The 22,046-nt window shown below is 72.1% G+C and carries 21 protein-coding genes; 14 read left to right on the forward strand and 7 right to left on the reverse strand.

Annotation, left to right across the window (positions count from 1 at the left end; translation table 11 throughout):
- Positions 1-4 precede the first annotated feature (4 nt).
- Together ACZ7D7_RS23570 and ACZ7D7_RS23575 are read left to right on the forward strand one after the other, a co-directional pair.
- Positions 5-442, forward strand: a complete 438-nt coding sequence (locus ACZ7D7_RS23570; RefSeq protein ID WP_470826753.1) for a GNAT family N-acetyltransferase — start codon at positions 5-7, stop codon at positions 440-442.
- 114 nt (positions 443-556) lie between these two features.
- Entirely contained in the window at positions 557-1,150 is a 594-nt protein-coding gene (locus tag ACZ7D7_RS23575) for a histidine phosphatase family protein (protein WP_470826755.1), read from the forward strand.
- On the opposite strand, the gene ACZ7D7_RS23580 is transcribed toward ACZ7D7_RS23575, so the two are convergent.
- Positions 1,132-1,575 carry a DUF6314 family protein gene (locus ACZ7D7_RS23580; protein ID WP_470826756.1) on the reverse strand — a complete coding sequence of 148 codons (444 nt, stop codon included), beginning with the start codon at positions 1,573-1,575 and terminating at the stop codon, positions 1,132-1,134. The two genes, ACZ7D7_RS23575 and ACZ7D7_RS23580, sit on opposite strands and share 19 nt — an antisense overlap.
- Before the next feature lie 189 nt (positions 1,576-1,764).
- Between ACZ7D7_RS23580 and ACZ7D7_RS23585 the strand changes: the two genes are divergently transcribed.
- The 7 genes from ACZ7D7_RS23585 to ACZ7D7_RS23615 all read left to right on the forward strand — a co-directional run bounded on the left by ACZ7D7_RS23585 (position 1,765) and on the right by ACZ7D7_RS23615 (position 10,573).
- Entirely contained in the window at positions 1,765-4,251 is a 2,487-nt protein-coding gene (locus ACZ7D7_RS23585; RefSeq protein ID WP_470826757.1) for an alpha-L-arabinofuranosidase C-terminal domain-containing protein, read from the forward strand.
- A 216-nt stretch (positions 4,252-4,467) separates the two neighbouring features.
- Positions 4,468-5,559, forward strand: a complete 1,092-nt coding sequence (locus ACZ7D7_RS23590; RefSeq protein ID WP_470826758.1) for an ABC transporter substrate-binding protein — start codon at positions 4,468-4,470, stop codon at positions 5,557-5,559.
- A 120-nt stretch (positions 5,560-5,679) separates the two neighbouring features.
- Positions 5,680-6,708 carry an N-acetyl-gamma-glutamyl-phosphate reductase gene (argC, locus tag ACZ7D7_RS23595; protein ID WP_470826759.1) on the forward strand — a complete coding sequence of 343 codons (1,029 nt, stop codon included), beginning with the start codon at positions 5,680-5,682 and terminating at the stop codon, positions 6,706-6,708.
- Positions 6,705-7,856, forward strand: coding sequence for a bifunctional glutamate N-acetyltransferase/amino-acid acetyltransferase ArgJ (gene argJ, locus ACZ7D7_RS23600; RefSeq protein WP_470826761.1), 1,152 nt, complete (start codon positions 6,705-6,707; stop codon positions 7,854-7,856). The genes argC and argJ overlap by 4 nt, the downstream gene beginning before the upstream one ends.
- The gene (argB, locus tag ACZ7D7_RS23605) at positions 7,853-8,758 is read left to right on the forward strand and encodes an acetylglutamate kinase (RefSeq protein ID WP_470826762.1); all 906 of its coding nucleotides are present in this window, start codon (positions 7,853-7,855) and stop codon (positions 8,756-8,758) included. The genes argJ and argB overlap by 4 nt, the downstream gene beginning before the upstream one ends.
- On the forward strand, positions 8,755-10,026 hold the full coding sequence (locus tag ACZ7D7_RS23610; protein WP_470826764.1) for an acetylornithine transaminase: 1,272 nt from the start codon (positions 8,755-8,757) through the stop codon (positions 10,024-10,026). The genes argB and ACZ7D7_RS23610 overlap by 4 nt, the downstream gene beginning before the upstream one ends.
- Before the next feature lie 7 nt (positions 10,027-10,033).
- Positions 10,034-10,573 (forward strand): arginine repressor, encoded by a 540-nt coding sequence (locus ACZ7D7_RS23615; RefSeq protein ID WP_470826766.1) that lies wholly within the window; start codon positions 10,034-10,036, stop codon positions 10,571-10,573.
- 60 nt (positions 10,574-10,633) lie between these two features.
- On the opposite strand, the gene ACZ7D7_RS23620 is transcribed toward ACZ7D7_RS23615, so the two are convergent.
- The 5 genes from ACZ7D7_RS23620 to ACZ7D7_RS23640 all read right to left on the reverse strand — a co-directional run bounded on the left by ACZ7D7_RS23620 (position 10,634) and on the right by ACZ7D7_RS23640 (position 15,144).
- The gene (locus ACZ7D7_RS23620; RefSeq protein ID WP_470826993.1) at positions 10,634-11,371 is read right to left on the reverse strand and encodes an FAD:protein FMN transferase; all 738 of its coding nucleotides are present in this window, start codon (positions 11,369-11,371) and stop codon (positions 10,634-10,636) included.
- Between the two features lie 55 nt (positions 11,372-11,426).
- A complete protein-coding gene (locus ACZ7D7_RS23625) occupies positions 11,427-12,311 on the reverse strand; it encodes an FMN-binding protein (RefSeq protein WP_470826767.1) in 885 nt (294 codons plus the stop codon).
- 55 nt (positions 12,312-12,366) lie between these two features.
- Positions 12,367-13,749 carry a ferredoxin reductase family protein gene (locus ACZ7D7_RS23630; protein WP_470826768.1) on the reverse strand — a complete coding sequence of 461 codons (1,383 nt, stop codon included), beginning with the start codon at positions 13,747-13,749 and terminating at the stop codon, positions 12,367-12,369.
- Positions 13,750-13,851: 102 nt separating this feature from the next.
- A complete protein-coding gene (locus ACZ7D7_RS23635) occupies positions 13,852-14,553 on the reverse strand; it encodes a L,D-transpeptidase family protein (RefSeq protein WP_470826769.1) in 702 nt (233 codons plus the stop codon).
- Between the two features lie 3 nt (positions 14,554-14,556).
- Entirely contained in the window at positions 14,557-15,144 is a 588-nt protein-coding gene (locus ACZ7D7_RS23640; protein ID WP_470826770.1) for a pyridoxamine 5'-phosphate oxidase family protein, read from the reverse strand.
- A gap of 116 nt (positions 15,145-15,260) precedes the next feature.
- On the opposite strand from ACZ7D7_RS23640, the gene ACZ7D7_RS23645 reads away from it, so the two are divergent.
- The 5 genes from ACZ7D7_RS23645 (at position 15,261) to ACZ7D7_RS23665 (ending at position 21,231) form a co-directional block, all read left to right on the forward strand.
- Positions 15,261-16,454: an argininosuccinate synthase gene (locus tag ACZ7D7_RS23645; RefSeq protein WP_470826772.1), complete on the forward strand. Its 1,194-nt coding sequence runs from the start codon at positions 15,261-15,263 to the stop codon at positions 16,452-16,454.
- Between the two features lie 122 nt (positions 16,455-16,576).
- Positions 16,577-18,010 (forward strand): argininosuccinate lyase, encoded by a 1,434-nt coding sequence (argH, locus tag ACZ7D7_RS23650; RefSeq protein WP_470826774.1) that lies wholly within the window; start codon positions 16,577-16,579, stop codon positions 18,008-18,010.
- Positions 18,011-18,102: 92 nt separating this feature from the next.
- On the forward strand, positions 18,103-19,074 hold the full coding sequence (locus tag ACZ7D7_RS23655) for an aldo/keto reductase (RefSeq protein WP_470826776.1): 972 nt from the start codon (positions 18,103-18,105) through the stop codon (positions 19,072-19,074).
- Positions 19,075-19,162: 88 nt separating this feature from the next.
- A complete protein-coding gene (locus tag ACZ7D7_RS23660) occupies positions 19,163-19,714 on the forward strand; it encodes a TetR/AcrR family transcriptional regulator (protein ID WP_470826778.1) in 552 nt (183 codons plus the stop codon).
- Positions 19,711-21,231 carry an MFS transporter gene (locus ACZ7D7_RS23665; RefSeq protein ID WP_470826779.1) on the forward strand — a complete coding sequence of 507 codons (1,521 nt, stop codon included), beginning with the start codon at positions 19,711-19,713 and terminating at the stop codon, positions 21,229-21,231. The genes ACZ7D7_RS23660 and ACZ7D7_RS23665 overlap by 4 nt, the downstream gene beginning before the upstream one ends.
- A 13-nt stretch (positions 21,232-21,244) precedes the next feature.
- On the opposite strand, the gene ACZ7D7_RS23670 is transcribed toward ACZ7D7_RS23665, so the two are convergent.
- The gene (locus ACZ7D7_RS23670; RefSeq protein ID WP_470826995.1) at positions 21,245-21,916 is read right to left on the reverse strand and encodes a lysophospholipid acyltransferase family protein; all 672 of its coding nucleotides are present in this window, start codon (positions 21,914-21,916) and stop codon (positions 21,245-21,247) included.
- Positions 21,917-22,046: the final 130 nt, after the last annotated feature.

The following is a 22,046-nucleotide window of genomic DNA, read 5'->3' on the forward strand; positions in this document are numbered from 1 at the left end:
CTGCATGAGCGACACGCCGGGCCTCCCCGAGGGCTACGAGATCTCCACCGACCGCGAGCGCGTCGACGCGGGACGCGTGCACCACTGGCTGTCCACCGACGCCTACTGGGCGCTCGGCCGACCGCGCGAGACGCAGGACCGGGCCATCGAGGGCTCACTCAACTTCGGGGTGTACGACAGCGCCTCCGGAGTGCAGGTCGCGTACGCCCGGGTCGTCACCGACCGCGCCACCTTCGCCTGGCTGTGCGACGTGTACGTCGACCCGGCCGTGCGCGGCAAGGGCGTCGGCACCGCCATGGTCGCCGCCGTACGCGACCACCTGCGACCCCTCGGCCTGCGCCGCATCATGCTCGCCACGCACGACGCGCACGGCGTCTACGCGAAGCTCGGCTTCGCGCCGCTGGAGCGCCCCGACCACTGGATGCTGCTCGAATTCGACTGATGTGTCCGCCCGGTGACCCGGTCCTTCTGACCACCGAGTAAGGTCACACGCACCTTCGGTTAATCGCAGGTAACTCCTCTTGACCTGCGCACTTTCCGGGACCACCATCACCGCATGTCGCTACGCGTCACGTTCGTCGCCGCCGCGCGCAGTTCGCCGCTGCTCGCGGAACGCTTCGACGACGACCGGCCGCTGGACGCGGCCGGCTGGGAAGAGGTGCAGCGCGTCGGCCGTGACCTGCTGCCCCTCGCCGCGGCCGAGCTGCGCTACTGCTCGCCGACCCCGCGCTCCCGCGCCACCGGCGACGCCCTCGGCTACGCGCCGCTCGTGCAACTCGCCCTGCGCGACTGCGACATGGGCCGCTGGCGCGGACTCACCCTCGGCGAGGCGATGGCCCGTGAACCGCAGGCCGTGGACGCCTGGCTCGCCGACCCGCGCTGCGTGCCGCACGGCGGTGAGTCACTGATCGCCTTCATCACCCGCGTCGGCGGCTGGCTCGACACGCGGCCCGTCGGCGACGGCGGTCACATCGTCGCGGTGGCCGAGCCCGCGGTGATCCGGGCCGCCCTGGTCTACGTCCTGAAGGCGCCGCCCGCGACGTACTGGAACATCGACGTGCGCCCGCTGTCGGCGACGTCCGTGACCGGCCACGCCGGCCGCTGGAACCTGCGCTTCGACGGCGTGCCGCTTCAGCCCTCGCGCACGTAGTCCGTGGTCAGCACCAGGTCCTTGGCGGGACCGCCCACCCGCCACACGGTCCGCCAGCGGTCCGCGTCCAGGACCTCGAACTCGCCGCGGTAGAGGTCCGCCGCGCACGGATGGCCGGCGACATGGCGTCCGGTGGTCAGGTCCAGGTCGTGGAAGGGCCGTCCGTCCCCGAAGCGGACGTCCGCCGTCCCCGGGGTGCTCCCCGGCAGGAAGCGCAGGGTCCGCTCGGCGGGCCGGGCGACGCCCCGCCAGACGAACGTGCCGGACTCGTGGTGCAGCAGCCCTCCGCCGTCCAGCGGCCGGAAATCGGTGGTCCCGGTGAAGCGACCGTCCTGCCCGTTCGCCAGATCCCGCACCGACCGGCGCACCCGCCAGCGCCCCGCGAGGTACGCCAGCGTGTCCGGCACTGGCCAGAACTCGCCCATCCCGTCCCGTTCTTCCGTCCCATCGGTTCCTGCGCGACCCATTGACGCGTCAACGCCCCCTCCCTATCTTGCCGTTCGAAGTCCTGATCACCGTACGAAATATCGAACGAACGAGTCCGTGTCATCCCGTACGACCGCGAACGACCCATGCCTCCACCCATGACTCCACCCCCGAGCCGCGGAGCATCCATGTCACGCACCACCCGCACGCGCTGGAGACTCGCTCTCCCCGCCTGCGCGTTCCTGACGGCCGCCGCCGTCGTCTTCCCGGCACCCGTGCAGGCCGCCGACGCCGCCGACTACGCGATCACCGTCGACCCGGCCGAGCAGGGCGCGAAGATCGACGACACGATGTACGGCGTCTTCTTCGAGGACATCAACCGCGCCGCCGACGGCGGCCTGTACGCCGAACTCGTGCAGAACCGGTCCTTCGAGTACTCCACCGCCGACAACGCCACGTACACGCCGCTGACCTCGTGGGCGGTCGACGGCACGGCGAAGGTCGTGAACGACTCGGGCCGCCTCAACGAGCGCAACCGCAACTACCTCTCCCTGGGTGCCCGTTCGTCGGTCACGAACGCGGGATACAACACCGGGATCCGCGTCGAGGCCGGAAAGAAGTACGACTTCTCCGTGTGGGCGCGGGCGGAGTCCGGCACCACGCTCTCGGTGACGCTGAAGGACGCCGCGGGCAGCCTGGCGACCGCCCGCCAGGTCGCCGCGCAGGGCGGCTGGGCCAAGTACACGGCGACCTTCACCGCCTCGCGCACCAGCAGCACCGGCCGCCTCGCCGTCGCCTCCTCGGCCGACGCCGCCCTCGACATGGTGTCGCTGTTCCCGCGCGACACGTACAAGGGTCAGGCGAACGGCCTGCGCAAGGACCTCGCCGAGAAGATCGAGGCGCTCCAGCCGGGCTTCGTGCGCTTCCCCGGCGGCTGCATCGTCAACACCGGCTCCATGCGTGACTACAGCGAGGCGTCCGGCTGGGAACGCAAGCGGGCCTACCAGTGGAAGGACACCGTCGGCCCCGTCGAGGAGCGCGCCACCAACGCCAACTTCTGGGGCTACAACCAGAGTTACGGTCTCGGCTACTACGAGTACTTCCGCTTCGCCGAGGACGTCGGCGCGATGCCGCTGCCCGTCGTCCCGGCCCTGGTGACCGGCTGCGGCCAGAACCGCGCCACCGACGACGAGGCGCTGCTCAAGCGGCACATCCAGGACACCCTCGACCTCATCGAGTTCGCCAACGGCCCGGCGACCTCCACCTGGGGCAAGGTCCGCGCGGACATGGGCCACCCGAAGCCCTTCGGCCTCACGCACGTCGGGGTGGGCAACGAGGAGAACCTGCCGGTCGAGTTCATGGACCGCTTCAAGCGGTTCCGGACCGCCATCGAGGCGAAGTACCCGGACATCACGGTGGTCTCCAACTCCGGCCCCGACGACTCCGGCACGACCTTCGACACCGCCTGGCGGCTCAACCGCGAGGCCGGCGTCGACATGGTCGACGAGCACTACTACAACAGCCCGCAGTGGTTCCTGCAGAACAACGACCGCTACGACTCCTACGACCGGCAGGGCCCGAAGGTCTTCCTCGGCGAGTACGCCTCCCAGGGCAACGCCTGGAAGAACGGCCTCGCCGAAGCCGCCTTCATGACCGGCCTGGAGCGCAACGCCGACGTCGTCGAGCTGGCCTCGTACGCGCCGCTGCTGGCCAACGAGGACTACGTGCAGTGGCGGCCGGACATGATCTGGTTCAACAACCACGCCTCCTGGGGCTCGGCCAACTACGAGGTCCAGAAGCTGTTCATGACCAACACCGGCGACCGCGTCGTGCCGTCGACGGCCACGACCACGCCGGACGTCAGCGGCCCGATCTCCGGTGCCGTGGGCCTGTCGACGTGGGCGACCAGCGCGGCGTACGACGACGTGCGGGTGACCGCGGCGGACGGCTCGACGCTGCTCAGCGACGACTTCTCCGGTGACGCGTCGAAGTGGACGCACCACGGCACCGGGAACTGGAGCGTCGTGGACGGCGCGTACGTCCAGACCGACGCGGCGGCCGAGAACACCCTGGTCACGGCCGGCGACCCGGCCTGGCACGACTACGACCTGCACGTGAAGGCCACCAAGAAGTCGGGCAACGAGGGCTTCCTCGTCGCCTTCGGCGTCAAGGACACCGGCAACCACTACTGGTGGAACCTCGGCGGCTGGAACAACACCCAGTCCGCCGTGGAACAGGCCTCCGACGGCGGCAAGTCCACCCTGATCTCGAAGGCGGGGTCCATCGAAACCGGCCGCGCCTACGACATCGACATCAAGGTGCGCGGCCGCCAGGTGACCCTGTACCTCGACGGCCAGGAGTGGGGCAGCTTCACCGACGACAAGCCGGCCGAGCCCTTCCGGCAGGTCGTCACCAAGGACGCGAAGACCGGCGACCTGATCGTCAAGGTCGTCAACGCCCAGTCCACGGCCGCCCGTACGGCCATCGACCTGGGCGGCGCCAAGGTCGCGTCCACGGCCCGCGTGACGACGCTGGCGGCCGACCCGGAGGCGGTCAACACGCAGACGGACACGCCGGTCACCCCGGTCGCGTCCACCTTCCGCGGAGCGTCGGCGAAGTTCACGTACACCTTCCCGGCGAACTCGATCACGTTCCTGCGGCTGAAGCGGGGGTGACGTCCTCCGGCTGAGGCGGCAGGGGTGACGGGACCCGGTCGGGGCGGCGGCGATCAAGGCTGTCGCCCCGACCGGGGCGCGGGACCGGCCGCGGCGGGAGCCGTGAACGGGCCGTGGGACCGTGGCAAGAGCCGTGAACGGGGCCCGGGGCTGCGGCGGGAGGCGTGGGCGAGTATCCGGTTGCCTGCCGGGACGGCGACGGATGCAATGTCCGGCATGGCCTCCCCACTGCGCCCGCCGTCACCCGTCCGGATCGGCGCCCTCGCGCCGCTCACCCGCCCGGGGTGGGTGGAGGCGGGTCAACACCTCCTCGCCGGCCTGGAGTTGGCCACCGAAGAGGTCAATGCGACCGGCGGGATCGACGGACGGCCGATCGAGCTGCTGGTCCGTGACACGGCGGCCGACCCGCGCCGCGCCGAGGCGGCGGTGGACGAACTGGCCGGCCTGGGTGTGGCAGCGCTGGCGGGGGAGTACCACAGTGTCGTCGCCCGAGCCGTCGCGGCCAGGGCGCATGCCCTGCACGTGCCGTTCCTCTGCTCGTCGGCGGTCCTGGACACGCTCACCGACGAGCCGACGCCATGGGTCGCGCGGCTCGCGCCGCCCCAGTCCCGAGGCTGGCGGATCTTCGCGGACTTCCTTCTCGACGCGGGCCACGGCCGCATCGCCGTGGCCACCCAGCCGAGCGTCTACTGGGCGTCCGGGACACGAATCCTGCGGGACCACGCGGCACGACGCGGCGGCACGGTCGTGGAACTGGAAGCCGCCACGCTCCCCCCAGAGGCGATGTGCGACGCAGTCTTCTCGAACCGCGCCACGGCTCTGCTCCTCCTGACCGGCCACCCGGAACCGGCCGTCCCGCTCGTCAGCGCCGTCCGCCGCGACCCACGCCTCGCCGACGTCCTGATCGGCGCCCCGGCGGGCCAGCCCGAGTTCCCGGAATGGCAGACCCTGCTGGGCGACGAGGGCGCCGCGATCCCCTTCCTGCGCTACCTCCCCGAGCGCCTCGGCCCACTCGGCACACGCGTCGGTACGGCCCTCCGCGGGCGCCTGGCCGCCCCACCGTCCTTCGTCGCCTTCGAGGGCTACGACACGATCACGGTCCTGGCGAAGGCCCTGCGCACCCACGGCACGGACCGATCGAGCATCGCGGCCGCCTGGCCGGACGTCGAGGCACAGGGCACCCGAGGCCGCATCCACTTCTCCCGCACCCCGGACACAGGCATCCACCAGTGGCCGGGCCCGCCCACCCAGATCGCCGACCGCCCCCCGGCCAGCCCTGACCGCTTCCGAACCCTCCGCACGGGCTGAACAGGTACGGCGGGTGAGGGACCGGACTGCCGTCGGGCCGCACGACGAACATCGACGCGTTGCATAAACGTGCAGCGATACGTATAGTCATGCCATCGAGAGAGTCGGTGGAGGATGTCCATGACGGTACGTGCGGCAGTGGCCGGGGCGAGTGGGTACGCGGGTGGGGAGCTCCTGCGGCTGCTCCTCGCCCACCCCGGGGTCGAGATCGGTGCCCTGACCGGGAACTCCAACGCCGGGCAGCGGCTCGGGGCGCTTCAGCCGCATCTGCTGCCGCTGTCCGACCGGGTGCTCGGGGAGACGACCGCCGATGTCCTCGCCGGTCACGACGTCGTCTTCCTCGCGCTGCCGCACGGCCAGTCCGCCGCCGTCGCCGAGCAGCTCGGACCGGACGTGCTCGTCGTCGACATGGGCGCCGACTTCCGGCTCACCGACGCCGCCGACTGGGAGAAGTTCTACGGCTCCCCGCACGCCGGCACCTGGCCCTACGGCCTGCCCGAACTGCCGGGCGCCCGCGCCGCGCTGGAGGGGTCCAAGCGCATCGCGGTGCCCGGTTGCTACCCGACCGCCGCGTCGCTGGCGATGTTCCCGGCCTACGCCGCCGGGCTCGCGGGGACGGAGGCCGTGATCGTCGCGGCCTCCGGCACGTCCGGCGCGGGCAAGGCGCCCAAGCCGCACCTGCTGGGCAGCGAGGTCATGGGCTCCATGTCGCCGTACGGCGTCGGCGGCGGCCACCGGCACACCCCCGAGATGATCCAGAACCTCAGCGCGGTCGCCGGCGAACGCGTCTCGGTGTCCTTCACCCCCACCCTCGCCCCGATGCCCCGCGGCATCCTCGCCACCTGCAGCGCGAACGCGCCGGAAGGCGTCACCGCCGAGTCCCTGCGCGCCGCCTACGAGAAGGCGTACGCCGACGAGCCGTTCGTCCACCTCCTGCCCGAGGGGCAGTGGCCCGCCACGGCGTCCGTCCACGGTTCCAACGCCGTTCACGTGCAGGTCGCGTACGACGCGGCGGCGGGACGGATCATCGCGATCAGCGCCATCGACAACCTGACCAAGGGCACCGCGGGCGGTGCCGTCCAGAGCATGAACATCGCCCTCGGCCTCGACGAGACCACCGGACTGACGACGATCGGAGTTGCGCCGTGAGCGTGACGGCAGCGAAGGGATTCACGGCGGCGGGCATCGCCGCCGGGATCAAGGAGAACGGCAACCCTGACCTGGCCCTCGTGGTCAACACCGGTCCCCGCCGCGCCGCCGCAGGCGTGTTCACCTCCAACCGCGTCAAGGCCGCCCCCGTCCTGTGGTCCGAACAGGTGCTGAAGAGTGGACAGTTGAGCGCCGTCGTCCTCAACTCGGGTGGCGCCAACGCCTGTACGGGTCCCAAGGGATTCCAGGACACCCACGCCACCGCCGAGAAGGCCGCCGACGTGCTGGGCGTCGGAGCCGGCGAGGTCGCCGTCTGCTCCACCGGCCTCATCGGCGTGCCGCTCCCGATGGACAAGCTGCTCCCGGGAGTCGAGACCGCCGCCGGTCAACTCTCGGAGCACGGCGGCGAGAAGGCCGCCATCGCCATCAAGACCACGGACACCGTCCACAAGACGTCCGTCGTCACGAAGGACGGCTGGACCGTCGGCGGCATGGCCAAGGGCGCCGGCATGCTCGCCCCGGGCCTCGCCACCATGCTCGTCGTCCTCACCACCGACGCCGACATCGAGGCCGAGGCGCTCGACAGGGCCCTGCGCGCGGCCACCCGCACGACCTTCGACCGCGTCGACTCCGACGGCTGCATGTCCACCAACGACACCGTGCTGCTGCTCGCCTCCGGCGCGTCCGGCATCGCGCCCGGGTTCGCCGAGTTCGCCGAGGCCGTGCGCGCCGTCTGCGACGACCTCGGCCAGCAGCTCATCCGCGACGCGGAGGGCGCCAGCAAGGACATCAAGGTCGAGGTCGTGGGTGCCGCGAGCGAGGCCGACGCCGTCGAGGTGGGCCGCTCCATCGCCCGCAACAACCTCCTCAAGTGCGCCATCCACGGCGAGGACCCCAACTGGGGCCGCGTCCTGTCCGCCATCGGCACCACCTCCGCCGCCTTCGAGCCCGACCGGCTGAACGTCGCCATCAACGGCGTCTGGGTCTGCAAGAACGGCTCCGTCGGCGAGGACCGCGAGAAGGTCGACATGCGCTACCGCGAGGTGCACATCGTCGCCGACCTCGCCGCCGGCACCGAGACCGCCACCATCTGGACCAACGACCTCACCGCCGACTACGTCCACGAGAACAGCGCCTACTCCTCATGAGCACCCGCAAGCACACCGCCCTGCCCAAGGCCCAGATCCTCATCGAGGCGCTGCCCTGGCTCACCCGGCACCACGGCAAGATCGTCGTCATCAAGTTCGGCGGCAACGCCATGGTCGACGAGGAGCTGAAGGCCGCCTTCGCCCAGGACGTCGTCTTCCTGCGGCACGCCGGCCTCAGGCCGGTCGTCGTGCACGGCGGCGGCCCGCAGATCAGCGCCGCCCTCGACAAGCACGGCATCGTCAGCGAGTTCAAGGCCGGCCTGCGCGTCACCACCGAGGACGCCATGGACGTCGTACGGATGGTGCTCGCCGGACAGGTGCAGCGTGAGCTGGTCGGACTGCTCAACCAGCACGGCCCGTTCGCCGTCGGCCTCACCGGCGAGGACGCGCACACCATCACCGCCACCCGCCACCGGCCCGAGATCGACGGCGAGCCGGTCGACATCGGCCGGGTCGGCGAGATCACAGAGATCGACACGGGCGCGATCGAGGCGCTGCTGGCCGACGGCCGCATCCCGGTCGTCTCCTCGATCGCGCGCTCCCAGGACGATCACCATGTCTACAACGTCAATGCTGATACGGCGGCTGCGGCACTCGCTGCTGCGCTCGGCGCCGAAACGCTCATGGTCCTCACGGACGTCGAGGGCCTCTACGAGGACTGGCCCCACAGCGACGAGGTGATCAGCCGCCTCACCGCCTCCCAACTGGAGAAACTGCTGCCGGAGTTGTCGTCCGGCATGGTGCCCAAGATGGAGGGCTGCCTGCACGCCGTCCGCGGCGGCGTGAACACCGCACGCGTCCTCGACGGGCGGGTCCAGCACTCGATCCTGCTGGAGATCTTCACCGACGAGGGCATCGGAACGATGGTCGTGCCCGACGAGCACGAGGGGGAGTCGTCATGAGCGACGTCACGAGCGACGTCACGAGCGACGTCACGAGCGAGGCCACGGACAGCCGGGGCACCGGCAACCAGGAGCTCACCGCCCGCTGGCAGGGCGCGCTCATGAACAACTACGGCACCCCGCGCCTGCCCCTCGTACGCGGCGCCGGCGCGAAGGTGTGGGACGCCGAGGGCACCGAGTACCTCGACTTCGTCGGCGGCATCGCCACCAACGCCCTCGGCCACGCCCACCCGGCCGTCGTCGAGGCCGTCACCCGGCAGATCGGCTCCCTCGGCCACATCTCCAACTTCTTCATGGCCGAGCCGACCGTCGCCCTCGCCGAGCGGCTGCTGCGGCTGTTCGGCCGCGACGGCAAGGTCTTCTTCTGCAACTCCGGCGCGGAGGCCAACGAGGCCGCGTTCAAGATGGGCCGGCTCACCGGCCGCAGTCACGTCGTCGCCACCGACGGCGGCTTCCACGGCCGCACCATGGGCGCCCTCGCCCTCACCGGCCAGCCCGGCAAGCGCGACCCGTTCCTGCCGCTGCCCGGCGACGTCACGCACGTGCCCTACGGCGACGCGCAGGCCCTGGCCGCCGCGGTCACCGACGAGACCGCGCTCGTGATCATCGAGCCGGTGCAGGGCGAGAACGGCGTCGTCGTCCCGCCGTCCGGGTACCTCAAGGCCGCCCGCGCGATCACCGCCGCGACCGGCGCGCTGCTCGTCCTGGACGAGGTGCAGACCGGTATCGGCCGCACCGGCCACTGGTTCGAGTACCAGGCCCACGAGGGCGTCCTGCCCGACGTCGTCACCCTCGCCAAGCAGCTCGGCGGCGGGCTGCCGCTCGGCGCCACCGTCGCCTTCGGCCGGGCCGCCGACCTGCTCCGGCCCGGCCACCACGGCACGACCTTCGGCGGCAACCCGGTGGCCTGCGCCGCCGGACTCGCCGTGCTCGACACCATCGACCGCGAGGGACTGCTGGACAACGTCAAGCGGCAGGGCGAGAAACTGCGCGACGGAATCGAGGGTCTCGGCCACTGTCTGATCGACCATGTCCGGGGCGCGGGCCTGCTCCTGGGTATCGTGCTCACCGAGCCGCTCGCGCCCAAGGCGCAGCAGGCGGCTCAGGACGCCGGCCTCCTGGTGAACGCGCCCGCCCCCGATGTCGTACGGCTGATGCCACCGCTGAACCTGCGCGACGACGAGGCGGACGCCCTTCTCCGGGCGCTGCCCGGCATCCTTGACCAGGCCCTGGAAGGGGCCGACGGGGAAGGACGATCCGGAGAATGAGACGACGATGAGCCAGGCGCAGGACCACGAGCCGGGCGGCGGGCCCGCCGTGCCGCAGACCCGCACCGCACGCCACCGCCGGATCGTGGACATCCTCAACCGGCAACCCGTGCGCTCGCAGAGCCAGTTGGCGAAGCTGCTCGCCGACGACGGGCTGACCGTCACGCAGGCGACGCTCAGCCGCGACCTCGACGAGCTGAACGCGGTGAAGATCCGCAACACCGACGGCGACCTCATCTACGCGGTCCCCAGCGAGGGCGGCTTCCGCACGCCGCGCGCCCCGCTCGGGGAGTCCGCGAAGGAGGAGCGGATGCGGCGGCTGTCGCAGGAGCTGCTGATCTCCGCCGAGGCGTCCGCGAACCTCGTGGTCCTGCGCACCCCTCCGGGCGCCGCGCAGTTCCTCGCCTCGGCGATCGACCAGGCGGAACTGCACGACATCCTGGGCACGATCGCGGGCGACGACACGCTGCTGCTGATCTCACGGGAGCCGACCGGCGGCCAGGCCCTGGCGGACCACTTGCTGCGCCTGGCCCAGAACGGGCACTAGGCGGGCGAGGGTTGAGGGCCGGGGGGTTGAGCAACCGGCGTCCCCCCGAGCCCTCGCCCCTCACCCCAGTCGGGACGCCAGGCCCGCCGTGCACCGCACCTCGTCGCCCGCCGTGATCAGCAGCGCCTCCACGTCCGGCAGCGACTCCAGCCACGCCAGCCCGGCCCGCGCCCCCATCGCGAACGCCGCCGTCGCCCAGCAGTCCGCCCACGTCAGCGACGGCCCGATCACGGTCACCGCCAGCAGGTCCGTCACCGCCGACCGCCCCGTGCGCGGGTCCACGATGTGCGCGCCCCGCTCCGCCGTCCCGGACGTCGCCACCGCCAGCTCGGCGGCCCCCGCCGCCGAGACCACCGCCGCAAGACCCCCGGGCCGCAGCGGATCCGACACTCCCACGCGCCACGGCCGCTCCGCGCCCGGCACCCCGAGCAACTGCACGTCACCGCCCCCGTTGACGCTCACGCCCGCCGCGCCCGCCGCCGCGATCCGCCGCGCCGCCCGCTCCACGGCCCAGCCCTTCACGATCCCGGTCGGGTCGAGCCGTCCCTCGTACGACGTGCTGAACCAGCCCTCGCTGACCCGCTCCGCCTCCGCCGCCAGCTCCAGCACCTCGGCGACCTCGGCGTCGCAGTCCCCGACGGTCAGCTCCCCGCGCGCCAGCCGCATCACCTGACTGTCCTCGCGGTACGTGCTGAACACCGCGTCCGCCCGGTGCAGTCCGGCGACCGCCCCGTCCAGCGCGGCCCGCACGGCGTCCGGATCCCCGCCGCGGACGTCGAAGGAGAAGACGGTCCCCATCGCCTCCTCCACGTGACGCACCGCGGCGGGAGCCTGCCCGGACCCGGCCACCGCGTCAGCCACTGGCCCGGTCCAGCGCCGACTGCAGCGACTCCTTGTACCCGGCGCTCGTGTACGTCGCCCCCGACACCGCGTCGATGTCCGCGCTTCCGGCCGCCACCGCCGCCATGTTGAGCCTCGGCACGGCGTTGTTGGTGATCCGGTCGCTGCGCCCGCCCTGCGGCGCCTGGACGGCGACGGCCTTGGTGATCCGCCCGCCGCTGAGCGTGACTCGGACCTGCACGGGCCCGTACTGCGTCCGCACGGCATCACCGGTGACGGTCCGGACCCGGGGGTCGCCACCGGCACTCGACCCCGCGCCCGAGCCGGCACCCGCACCCGCACTCGCACCCGACCCCGCGCCCGCCCCGTCCTCCGCGGGCGCCTCCGACCGCTGGGGCGGCCGGGAGGCCTCCGGCGCCCGGGACTCCCGCGCCGCCCCGCCTCCCGCTCCCGCCCGCACCTGGTCCAGCGCCGACTGCAACGACGTCCGGTACCCCGCGCTCGTGTACGTCGCCCCGGACACCGCGTCGATGTCGGCGCTCTGCGCGGCGACCGCCCGCTGATTGAGCGTGGGAACGGCGCTCTCGGTGATCTGGCTGCTGCGCCCGCCCTCCGGCGCCCGCACCGCCTCCGCCTTGGTGATCCGCCCGCCGCTCACGGTGAGCCGGACCTGCACCGGCCCGTACTGCGTCCGCGCCGCGCCGCCCGTGACCGTGCCGGACCCGGACGCCCGGGCGCCGCCCTGCGGCGCGTCGGCCGCGGCCGGTGGGACCGCGCCGCCCGCGGCCGACGCGCCCGCCGGGTCCGACGCCGGCTTCAGCGACAGCAGCAGCACGATCCCGGACACGGTGGCGGCGGTGGTGAGCACGACACGCCGGACCGGATGACTCTTCTTCATCGTTCCCACAGCTCCTGAAGTCCCTTGCTCCTGCGGTCCGTCGACGACCCGTCGGTCACATCTCGAACGACTCGTGATGGATGCGGCGGGCGGGCACACCCGCGCCGCGCAGCGCCTCGTACACCGACTGCGCGAAGCCCGGCGGCCCGCACAGGAAGACGTCGTGGCGGTCGACGTCCGGGATCTTCCGCCCGAGGCTCTCCGCGGAGATGTCCGGTCGTTCGCCGTCCGGGCTGTTGACCGCGTACATCAGCCGCGCGCCGCGCTCTTCGGCGATCTCCGCGAGCTCGTCCCACAGCGCGAGGTCCTGCGTGCTGTTGGCCCGGTACAGCAGCGTGATGTCGCCGGAGGCGCCCGGCAGCGTCTCGAACAGGGCCCGCATCGGGGTGATCCCGACACCGCCCGCGACCAGCAGCACCTTGCCCCGGCTGCGCCGCTGGGCGGTCAGCGCGCCGTACGGCCCTTCCGCCCACACGCGGGTGCCGGGCGCGAGCTCGCGCAGCCGGGAGCTGTGGTCGCCGATCGCCTTGACGGTGATCCGCAGCATGCCCGGGCGGGGCGCCGCCGACAGCGAGTACGGATGGGAGCTGAACCGCATGCCCGGCGCGAGGAACCGCCACCGGAAGAACTGCCCGGCCTCCGCGCCGATCCGGTGCAGCCTCCGCCCGGAGATCAGCACCGAGACGATGCCCGGCGTCTCCTCGATCACCGCCTCCACGCGCAGCCGGTGCCGCAGGTTGAGCCGGACCGGCGTGAGGATCCGGTACCAGAGCACCAGCGTGGTCACCGCCCCGTACAGCCCGTACCAGAAGGTCTTCGCGGCCGGCTCGACGGCGAACTCGTTGCCGGCGCTGATCTGGTGCCAGAACGTCAGGAACACCGCCGCGTACGTCAGCAGGTGCACGTGGTACCAGACGTCGTACGGCAGCCTGCGGCGCACCGGCCCGATCGACAGCAGGCCGATGACGAGCAGCAGGGCGGCGCCGATCGCGGCCTTGCCCATGTCCGGCAGCCGGTTCAGGGTGTCCACGAACTGCGCCACGACGTCGCCGAAGCCCTGGCCCGCCTGGAGGGCGTAGGCCCACATGGTGAGGACGACGTGCGCGGCGACCAGGCAGAGCGTGTAGCGGCCGGTCATCGCGTGCCAGCGCGCGACCCGGTCCGAGCCGACCCGCCGCTCCAGCGCGGGCACCCGGGCCATCTGGAGCACCACGAGCGCCATCAGGTACCCGGCGAGCAGCCCGGTGATCCGCCCCGCGCCCAGGACCCGGCCCGCGAGGTCCGCGATGGACGCCGTGTTGTGCCACCACAGCCACAGCACGCCCGCCGCGCCGGCCCACACGGCGATCAGCAGCGGCACGGCCGGGGAGCGACGCGGACGGATCCGGCGCATCGTCTGGCGTCGGGCGGCACGTCCGCCTGCGAGCGTGGTGGTCACGGTTCCTCCGGGGGCGGGAGCAAGGGGAGTGGCGTGGTCCCTCGGCCCAGAGATACGTGCCGTGCGGCGCGAGTGTTCAGCGCCTTCCCGCCCGCCTCCCGCTCAGTACCGCGTGATCGCCGTGCGCCCCCGCGCGGTGCCGATCGCGATGTGCGGGCGGGCCGCCGGGTCCGCCCAGCGCAGGATGCGGCGCATCGCTTCCTCGGGGACGGACACGCAACCGGCCGTCGCGCCGCGCCCGTTGACGTGCAGGAAGATGCCGGCGCCGCGACCGCGCACCGGGCGGTCGTAGTTGAAGCCGACGACGAGGGCGTGCGCGTACTGCGTGCCGTACGTGACGAGGTGCTCGGACTCGGAGGCCCGGCAGTCGGCGGCGCGGGGCTCGGTCCAGCGGTTGTAGGAGCGCGAGTCGTTGTCCTGGCACCACCAGGAGTCCGGGCCCACGCGGCGGTACGTGTAACGGGTCCCGTCCGGCGCTGCCTCGATGCCGAAGGCGTACGGCAGGTCGTACAGGCCGGTCGGGGTGGTGTTCGTGCCCTGCTCGCGCGAGGCGCCCTCGGTGAGGCCGTTCGCCCCGAAGCGGGCCGGTGCCGAACCGGCCGCCGTCCAGCGCCCGTCGCGCAGGTCCCACCAGGTGACCGTGCCGGTGGTGGAGCCGGGGGCGGGGGCCCGCGCGGTGATCAGCTGGGTGCCGCCGCCGGTGTCCGCCATCCGGGCCGGCAGCGGCGGCGGGCCCTCGTGGGGCGGCGCGGCGCCGAGCAGCAGCAGGGACAGGGACGCGAGGGCGACGACACCGGGGCGCATGCGTCAGACGCTAGAGGGCGGCAGGGGCAGCGGCAGCCCGGGAAGGCCGTCCAGGCTAGTGGCGACGTGGTCCTTCTTGGCGAAGTAGGCGCTGAGCGAGGCGTCGTCCTCGCGTGCGAACCGCTTGCCGTGGAGGTCGCGGTCCTCGTCGTACGTCATGTACGGCACCGCGTAGCCGCAGGAGTCGCGGACGAGTTCGGCGGTGACGACGACGATCGCGCGCAGGCCGTGCGGGGACGGGTCGATGCCGGGGAAGTGGGCGAGGAGTTCCTTGAAGCGCGGGTCGTCGCGGAAGACCGGCTCGCCGCGGCCGTGCACCCGGACGATGTTCGGCGGGCCCTGGAAGGCGCACCACATCAGGGTGATGCGGCCGTTCTCGCGCAGGTGCGCGACGGTCTCGGCGGTGGAGCCGGCGAAGTCGAGGTAGGCCACGGTGTGCTCGTCCAGCACGGCGAAGGAGCCCTTGAGGCCCTTGGGCGAGAGGTTGACCGTGCCGTCGGCGGACAGCGGGGCGGTGGCGGTGAAGAACAGGGGCTGCGACTCGATGAAGGTGCGGAGCCGGCCGTCTATGCGCTCATAAGTCTTTCCCATGTCTAACGATTATGGTCGCGGATCTTTCGGCTGTCTAAGGAATTGGCTGAATTGACGAATCATGCGGACTCCTGCATACTCATGCATGTCAGCGAATGCACTGTGAGGAGAAACCCGTGACCGAGCGCGTCGTACTCGCCTACTCAGGCGGTCTGGACACCTCCGTCGCCATCGGCTGGATCGCCGAGGAGACGGGCGCCGAGGTCATCGCCGTTGCGGTCGACGTCGGCCAGGGCGGCGAGGACCTGGACGTCATCCGCAAGCGCGCGCTCGCCTGCGGTGCCGTCGAGGCCGAGGTCGCGGACGCGAAGGACGAGTTCGCCGAGGAGTACTGCCTCCCGGCGATCAAGGCCAACGCCCTCTACATGGACCGCTACCCGCTGGTCTCCGCCCTGTCCCGGCCGACGATCGTCAAGCACCTCGTCGCCGCCGCGCAGAAGCACGGCGCCACCACCGTCGCCCACGGCTGCACCGGCAAGGGCAACGACCAGGTGCGGTTCGAGGCCGGCATCGTCGCCCTCGCCCCCGACCTCAAGTGCATCGCCCCGGTCCGCGACTACGCCATGACCCGCGACAAGGCCATCGCCTTCTGCGAGGACAAGGGCCTGCCGATCGCGACGACCAAGAAGTCGCCGTACTCCATCGACCAGAACGTCTTCGGCCGCGCCATCGAGACCGGCTTCCTCGAGGACATCTGGAACGCGCCGATCGAGGACATCTACGAGTACACGCAGAACCCGGCCGTCGCCCGCGAGGCCGACGAGGTGGTCATCTCCTTCAAGGAGGGCGTCCCGGTCGCGATCGACGGCAGGCCCGTCACCGTCCTCCAGGCCATCCAGCAGCTCAACGAGCGCGCAGGCGCCCAGGGCGTCGGCCGGATCGACATGGTCGAGGACCGCCTCGTCGGCATCAAGTCCCGCGAGGTCTACGAGGCTCCCGGCGCGATCGCCCTGATCACCGCCCACCAGGAGCTGGAGAACGTCACCGTCGAGCGCGAACTCGCCCGCTACAAGCGGCAGGTCGAGCAGCGCTGGAGCGAACTGGTCTACGACGGCCTGTGGTTCTCCCCGCTCAAGCGCGCCCTGGACGGCTTCGTCAACGAGGCCAACCAGCACGTCACCGGCGACATCCGGATGACCCTGCACGGCGGCCGCGCCGTCGTCACCGGCCGGCGCTCGGAGTCGTCCCTGTACGACTTCAACCTGGCCACGTACGACACGGGCGACACCTTCGACCAGGCCGCGGCCAAGGGGTTCATCGACATCTACAGCCTGTCGTCGAAGATCGCGGCCAAGCGTGACCTCGCGTGAACGACCGGCGTCCGCGCGCACGCGCCTGACGACCCCTCACACGCACTAGCCTGACAGCCGCCTCCCCGCTTGCCGAGAGTGGGGAGGCGGTCGCACATCGCCACCTTCGAGGAGTAACGCAAGTGAGCAGCAACAGCGGTGACGTACGGCTCTGGGGCGGCCGTTTCGCCGACGGTCCCGCCGAGGCCCTGGCGAAGCTGTCCGCGTCCGTCCACTTCGACTGGCGGCTCGCGCCCTACGACATCGCCGGTTCGCGTGCCCACGCGCGCGTGCTGCACAAGGCGGGACTGCTCACCGAGGACGAGCTCACCCGCATGATCGAGGGGCTCGACCGGCTCGAGGCGGACGTGGCGTCCGGCGCGTTCGTGGGCACCATCGCCGACGAGGACGTCCACACCGCCCTGGAGCGCGGCCTGCTGGAGCGCCTCGGACCCGACCTCGGCGGCAAGCTGCGCGCCGGCCGGTCCCGCAACGACCAGGTCGCGACGCTGTTCCGGATGTACCTGCGCGACCACGCCCGCGTCATCGGCGGTCTGATCGCCGACCTCCAGGACGCCCTGATCGGCCTCGCCGAGGCCCACCCCGACGTCGCCATGCCGGGCCGCACCCACCTCCAGCACGCCCAGCCGGTGCTGTTCGCCCACCACGTCCTCGCCCACGTGCAGTCCCTGTCACGGGACGCCGAGCGGCTGCGCCAGTGGGACGAGCGCACCGCTGTCTCGCCGTACGGCTCGGGCGCCCTGGCCGGCTCCTCCCTCGGCCTGGACCCGGAGGCCGTCGCGAAGGACCTCGGCTTCGAACACGGCAGCTCCGCCAACTCCATCGACGGCACGGCGTCCCGCGACTTCGTCGCCGAGTTCGCCTTCATCACCGCGATGATCGGCGTCAACGTCTCCCGGATCGCCGAGGAGATCATCATCTGGAACACGAAGGAGTTCTCCTTCGTCACCCTGCACGACGCCTTCTCCACCGGCTCGTCGATCATGCCGCAGAAGAAGAACCCGGACATCGCCGAGCTGGCCCGCGGCAAGTCCGGCCGCCTGATCGGCAACCTCACCGGCCTGATGGCGACCCTGAAGGCCCTGCCGCTCGCGTACAACCGCGACCTCCAGGAGGACAAGGAGCCGGTCTTCGACTCCATCGACCAGCTGGAGATCCTGCTGCCGGCCTTCACCGGCATGATGGCCACCCTCACCGTGCACCGTGAGCGCATGGCGGAGCTGGCCCCGGCCGGGTTCTCCCTCGCCACCGACATCGCCGAGTGGCTGGTCCGCCAGGGCGTGCCGTTCCGCGTCGCCCACGAGGTCGCCGGCGAGTGCGTGAAGGTCGCCGAGGCCGAGGGCAAGGAACTGGACGAGCTGACCGACGAGCAGTTCGCGAAGATCTCCGCCCACCTCACCCCCGAGGTCCGCACGGTCCTCGACGTCCCGGGCGCCCTGGCCTCCCGCAACGGCAGGGGAGGCACGGCCCCGAGCGCGGTCGCGGTCCAACTCGCCGAGGTCAAGGCGGACGTGGCGGCCCAGCACGAGTGGGCCGGGGCGAAGAAGCAGGCCTGAGGGCAGCGCCTTCGAGGGGCGAACGGCATCACGGGTTACGTTGGTCGGAGCCGGAACGAGACCGGCCCGGAGCCGACCGAACGGAGCCCGCGATGCCCTTCGCCCGCCTCGCGACCGCGACGACCCCGACCTGCCACATCGGCCTGGGCCTCGCCGCCGTCGGCCGCCCCGGCTACATCAACCTCGGCAGAGACCGCGACCTCGGCGAGGACCGCGGCGTCGAGACCCTGCGCGCCCGCACCCACGAACTCCTCGACGCCGCCTACGCGCAGGGCGTCCGCTACTTCGACGCCGCCCGCTCCTACGGCCTTGCCGAGGAGTTCCTCGCCGCCTGGCTGCACGCCCGCCCCGACGTGAACGACGTGGTCGTCGGCAGCAAATGGGGCTACACCTACACCGCCGACTGGTCCACGGACGCCGAGCGGCACGAGGTCAAGGACCACGGCCTCGCCACGTACGAGCGGCAGCGCGCCGAGACCGACGCCCTGCTCGGCGAGCGGCTCGACCTCTACCAGATCCACTCGGTGACCCCGGACAGCCCCGCCCTCACCGACAAGGACCTGCACGCCCGGCTCGCGGAGGCCGCCGCCCAGGGCGTCAGCGTCGGGTTCTCCACCAGCGGCCCCGCCCAGGCCGACGCGATCCGCGCCGCGCTCGACGTGACCGTCGACGGCGCCCCGCTGTTCCGCACGGTCCAGTCCACGTACAACCTCCTGGAGACCTCGGCCGAGTCCGCGCTCGCCGAGGCCCACGCCGCGGGACTCACCGTGATCGTGAAGGAAGCCATGGCCAACGGGCGGCTCGCCGCGCCGCACGCCCCCGATGCCGTGCGGGCGGTCGCGGCGGAGACCGGCCAGGGCCCCGACGCGGTCGCGCTCGCGTTCGTCCTGAGCCGGCCGTGGGCCGGTGTGGTCCTGTCGGGCGCCGCGACCGTGGGCCAGCTGGCCTCGAACCTGCACGCCGCGGTGGTCGACCTCGACGACGACCGGCTCGCCCGGCTCGCCGGCCTCGTCGAGGACCCGGCCGCGTACTGGGAGCGGCGCGGACAGCTGCCCTGGCACTGAGCCGCAAGATCACCGGACTGCGTCGGGATGGTGAGACGCCAACGCCCCTGATGAGACAATCATGTCTCATGTGCGCTACGGTTGTCGCATGGCTGTCGACCGTGACCACGTGCTGCGCACCGCCGCGGCCCTGCTGAGCCGCAAATCCACCGCGACCATGGACGAGGTCGCCAAGGCCGCCGGCATCAGCCGGGCCACCCTGCACCGGCAGTTCGCCGGGCGGGACGCGCTCGTCCGCGCCCTGGAGGCCCTCGGCATCGCCGAGTGCGAGGCCGCGCTGGACGCGGCCCGCCCCGACGAGGGGCCCGCGGGCGACGCCGTACGCCGCATGGTGCGCGCCCTCGAACCGGCCGCCGGGCTGCTCGCCTTCCTCTACTCCGAGAACCAGCTCTTCGAGGGCGAGGAGCGCAACGCCGGCTGGACCCGGCTCGACGACCGCGTCGAGGCGCTGTTCCGGCGCGGCCAGCTGAGCGGCGAGTTCCGCATCGACCTGACCCCGGCCTGGCTCACCGAGGCGCTGTACGGCCTGCTGGCCTCCGCCGCCTGGGCCGTGTCCGAAGGCCGCGTGGCAGGCAAGGACTTCACCCACATGGTCGTCGAGCTGCTGCTCGGCGGCGCCCGACGGAGAGAGGAATCATGAGCAGCACCCTGCGGCCGGCCGACGCGACGGAGGCGGTGAAGCGTCCGGGCCGCTGGCTCGCGCTGTCCGTCCTCGTGCTCGCCGTGCTGCTGGTGGCCGTCGACGCGACCGTGCTCGGTCTCGCGACCCCCTACATCAGCGAGGACCTCGCGCCCACCGGCACCCAACTGCTGTGGATAGGTGACGTCTACTCGTTCGTCATCGCCGGACTGCTGGTCTCCATGGGCGGCCTCGGCGACCGCGTCGGCCGCAAGCGGATCCTGCTCGTCGGCGCCACCGCCTTCGGCGCCGTCTCCGTCCTCAACGCCTACGCGTCGACACCGGAGTTGATGATCCTCGCGCGGGCCCTGCTCGGTGTCGCGGGCGCCACCCTGATGCCGGCCACCCTGGCGCTCATCCGCAACATCTTCCACGACCCGCGCGAGCGCAGCCTCGCCGTCGGCATCTGGGGCGCCACCGCCTCCGCCGGCACGGCCGTCGGGCCCGTCGTCGGCGGATTCCTGCTGGAGCACTTCTGGTGGGGCTCGGTCTTCCTCATCAACCTGCCGGTGATGGCGGTACTCGTCGTCGTGGGCGCCCGGCTGCTGCCCGAGTCCCGCAATCCGCACCCCGGCCCCTGGGACCTGCGCAGCGTCGCCCTGTCACTGGTCGGCATGATCGGGATCGTGTACGCGGTGAAGGAGACCGCCGCGCACGGCTTCGCCCCGGAGGCACTGGCCGCCGGACTGCTCGGCGCCGCGGCCCTGCACGGCTTCGTACGGCGGCAACTCACCCTGCCGGCACCACTGCTGGACATGCGGCTGTTCGCGCGCCGCGGCTTCAGCGGCGCGGTGCTCGCCGACCTGCTGACCATCCTCGGCCTGTCCGGCCTGGTGTTCTTCCTCTCCCAGTACCTGCAACTCGTGCAGGGCCGGGGGCCGTTCGAGGCGGGCCTCGCCGAACTGCCCGCCGCGATCGGCGCGGTGGCGGCCGGTCTCGTCGCGGGGCGCGCGGCCCGGCGGTTCTCCGTGCGGGCGGTGGTCTCCGGCGGACTCGCGGCCGTCGGCCTGTCCCTGGCCGCGCTCGTCGTGATCGACCAGTCCACCGGCTACCCGCTGATCGGGGCCGTGCTGCTGGTCGTCGGCCTCGGTGCGGGCTTCTCGTTCACGGTCACGGCCGACGTCATCCTGTCGTCCGTCCCCAAGGACCAGGCGGGCGCGGCGTCCGCGGTGTCGGAGACGGCGTACGAACTGGGCGCCGCCCTCGGCATCGCCGTCCTCGGCTCGATCGTGACGGGCGTCTACCGGGGCTTCTCGGCCCCGCCGGGCACACCGGCCGCCGCCCACGAGTCCCTGGGCGGCGCGGCGGAGGCGGCGCGAGGCCTCCCGGCGGACACGGCGGCGGACCTCATGTCGGCCGCCCGGGAAGCCTTCGTCCACGGCCTCACCCTGGCAGCGGCAACGGGCGCCACGATCCTCCTCGCGGCGGCAACGGCGGCGTGGTTCCTGCTGCGGAACCAGCGCTTGGACGACGCCTGACCCGCCGGAAAACCTACGCGGCCTTCGCCTTGCTCGCGTACATGTCCACGTACTCCTGCCCCGACAGCCGCATGACCTCGGCCATCACGGAGTCGGTCACCGCGCGCAGCACGTACCGGTCCCGGTCCATGCCCTCGTAGCGCGAGAACTCCATCGGTTCGCCGAACCGCACCGTGACCTTGCCGGGCCGAGGCAACCCCGCACCCCCCGGCTGCAGCTTGTCCGTGCCGATCATGGCGAACGGCACGACCGGCGCCCCCGTCATCAGCGTGAGCCGCGCGATGCCGGTGCGGCCCCGGTAGAGGCGGCCGTCGGGGGAGCGGGTGCCCTCCGGGTAGATGCCGAAGACCTTGCCCTCCTCCAGCACCCGCCGGCCGGTCATCAGCGCCGCGACCCCGCCCCGGCCGCCGTCGCGGTCGACGGGGATCATGCCGACGCCGGTGAAGAACCACGCCATCAACCGGCCCTTGAGGCCCTTGCCGGTGACGTACTCGTCCTTGCCGATGAAGAACACCTGCCGGTCGCAGACCAGCGGCAGCACCATCGAGTCGATGAACGTGAGGTGGTTGCCGGCCAGAATGACGGGCCCGTCGCCCGGAATGTGCTCCATGCCCTCCACCTGGGGGCGGAACATCAGCCGCATGATCGGGCCGAGCACTGCCTTGATGAGCGCGAAGCGGGACAACGGGCCCTCCGGGGTCAACGGTTCTGTATGTGTCTGTGCAGGTGAGGACATTACTCGCGGCCCAGGGGGTCGCGCACATCGGGCACATCGGATTCACCGAGGTCTTACGTGCCGTTGACGCACGTTTACC

The organism is Streptomyces sp. NPDC037054 (assembly GCF_055606745.1).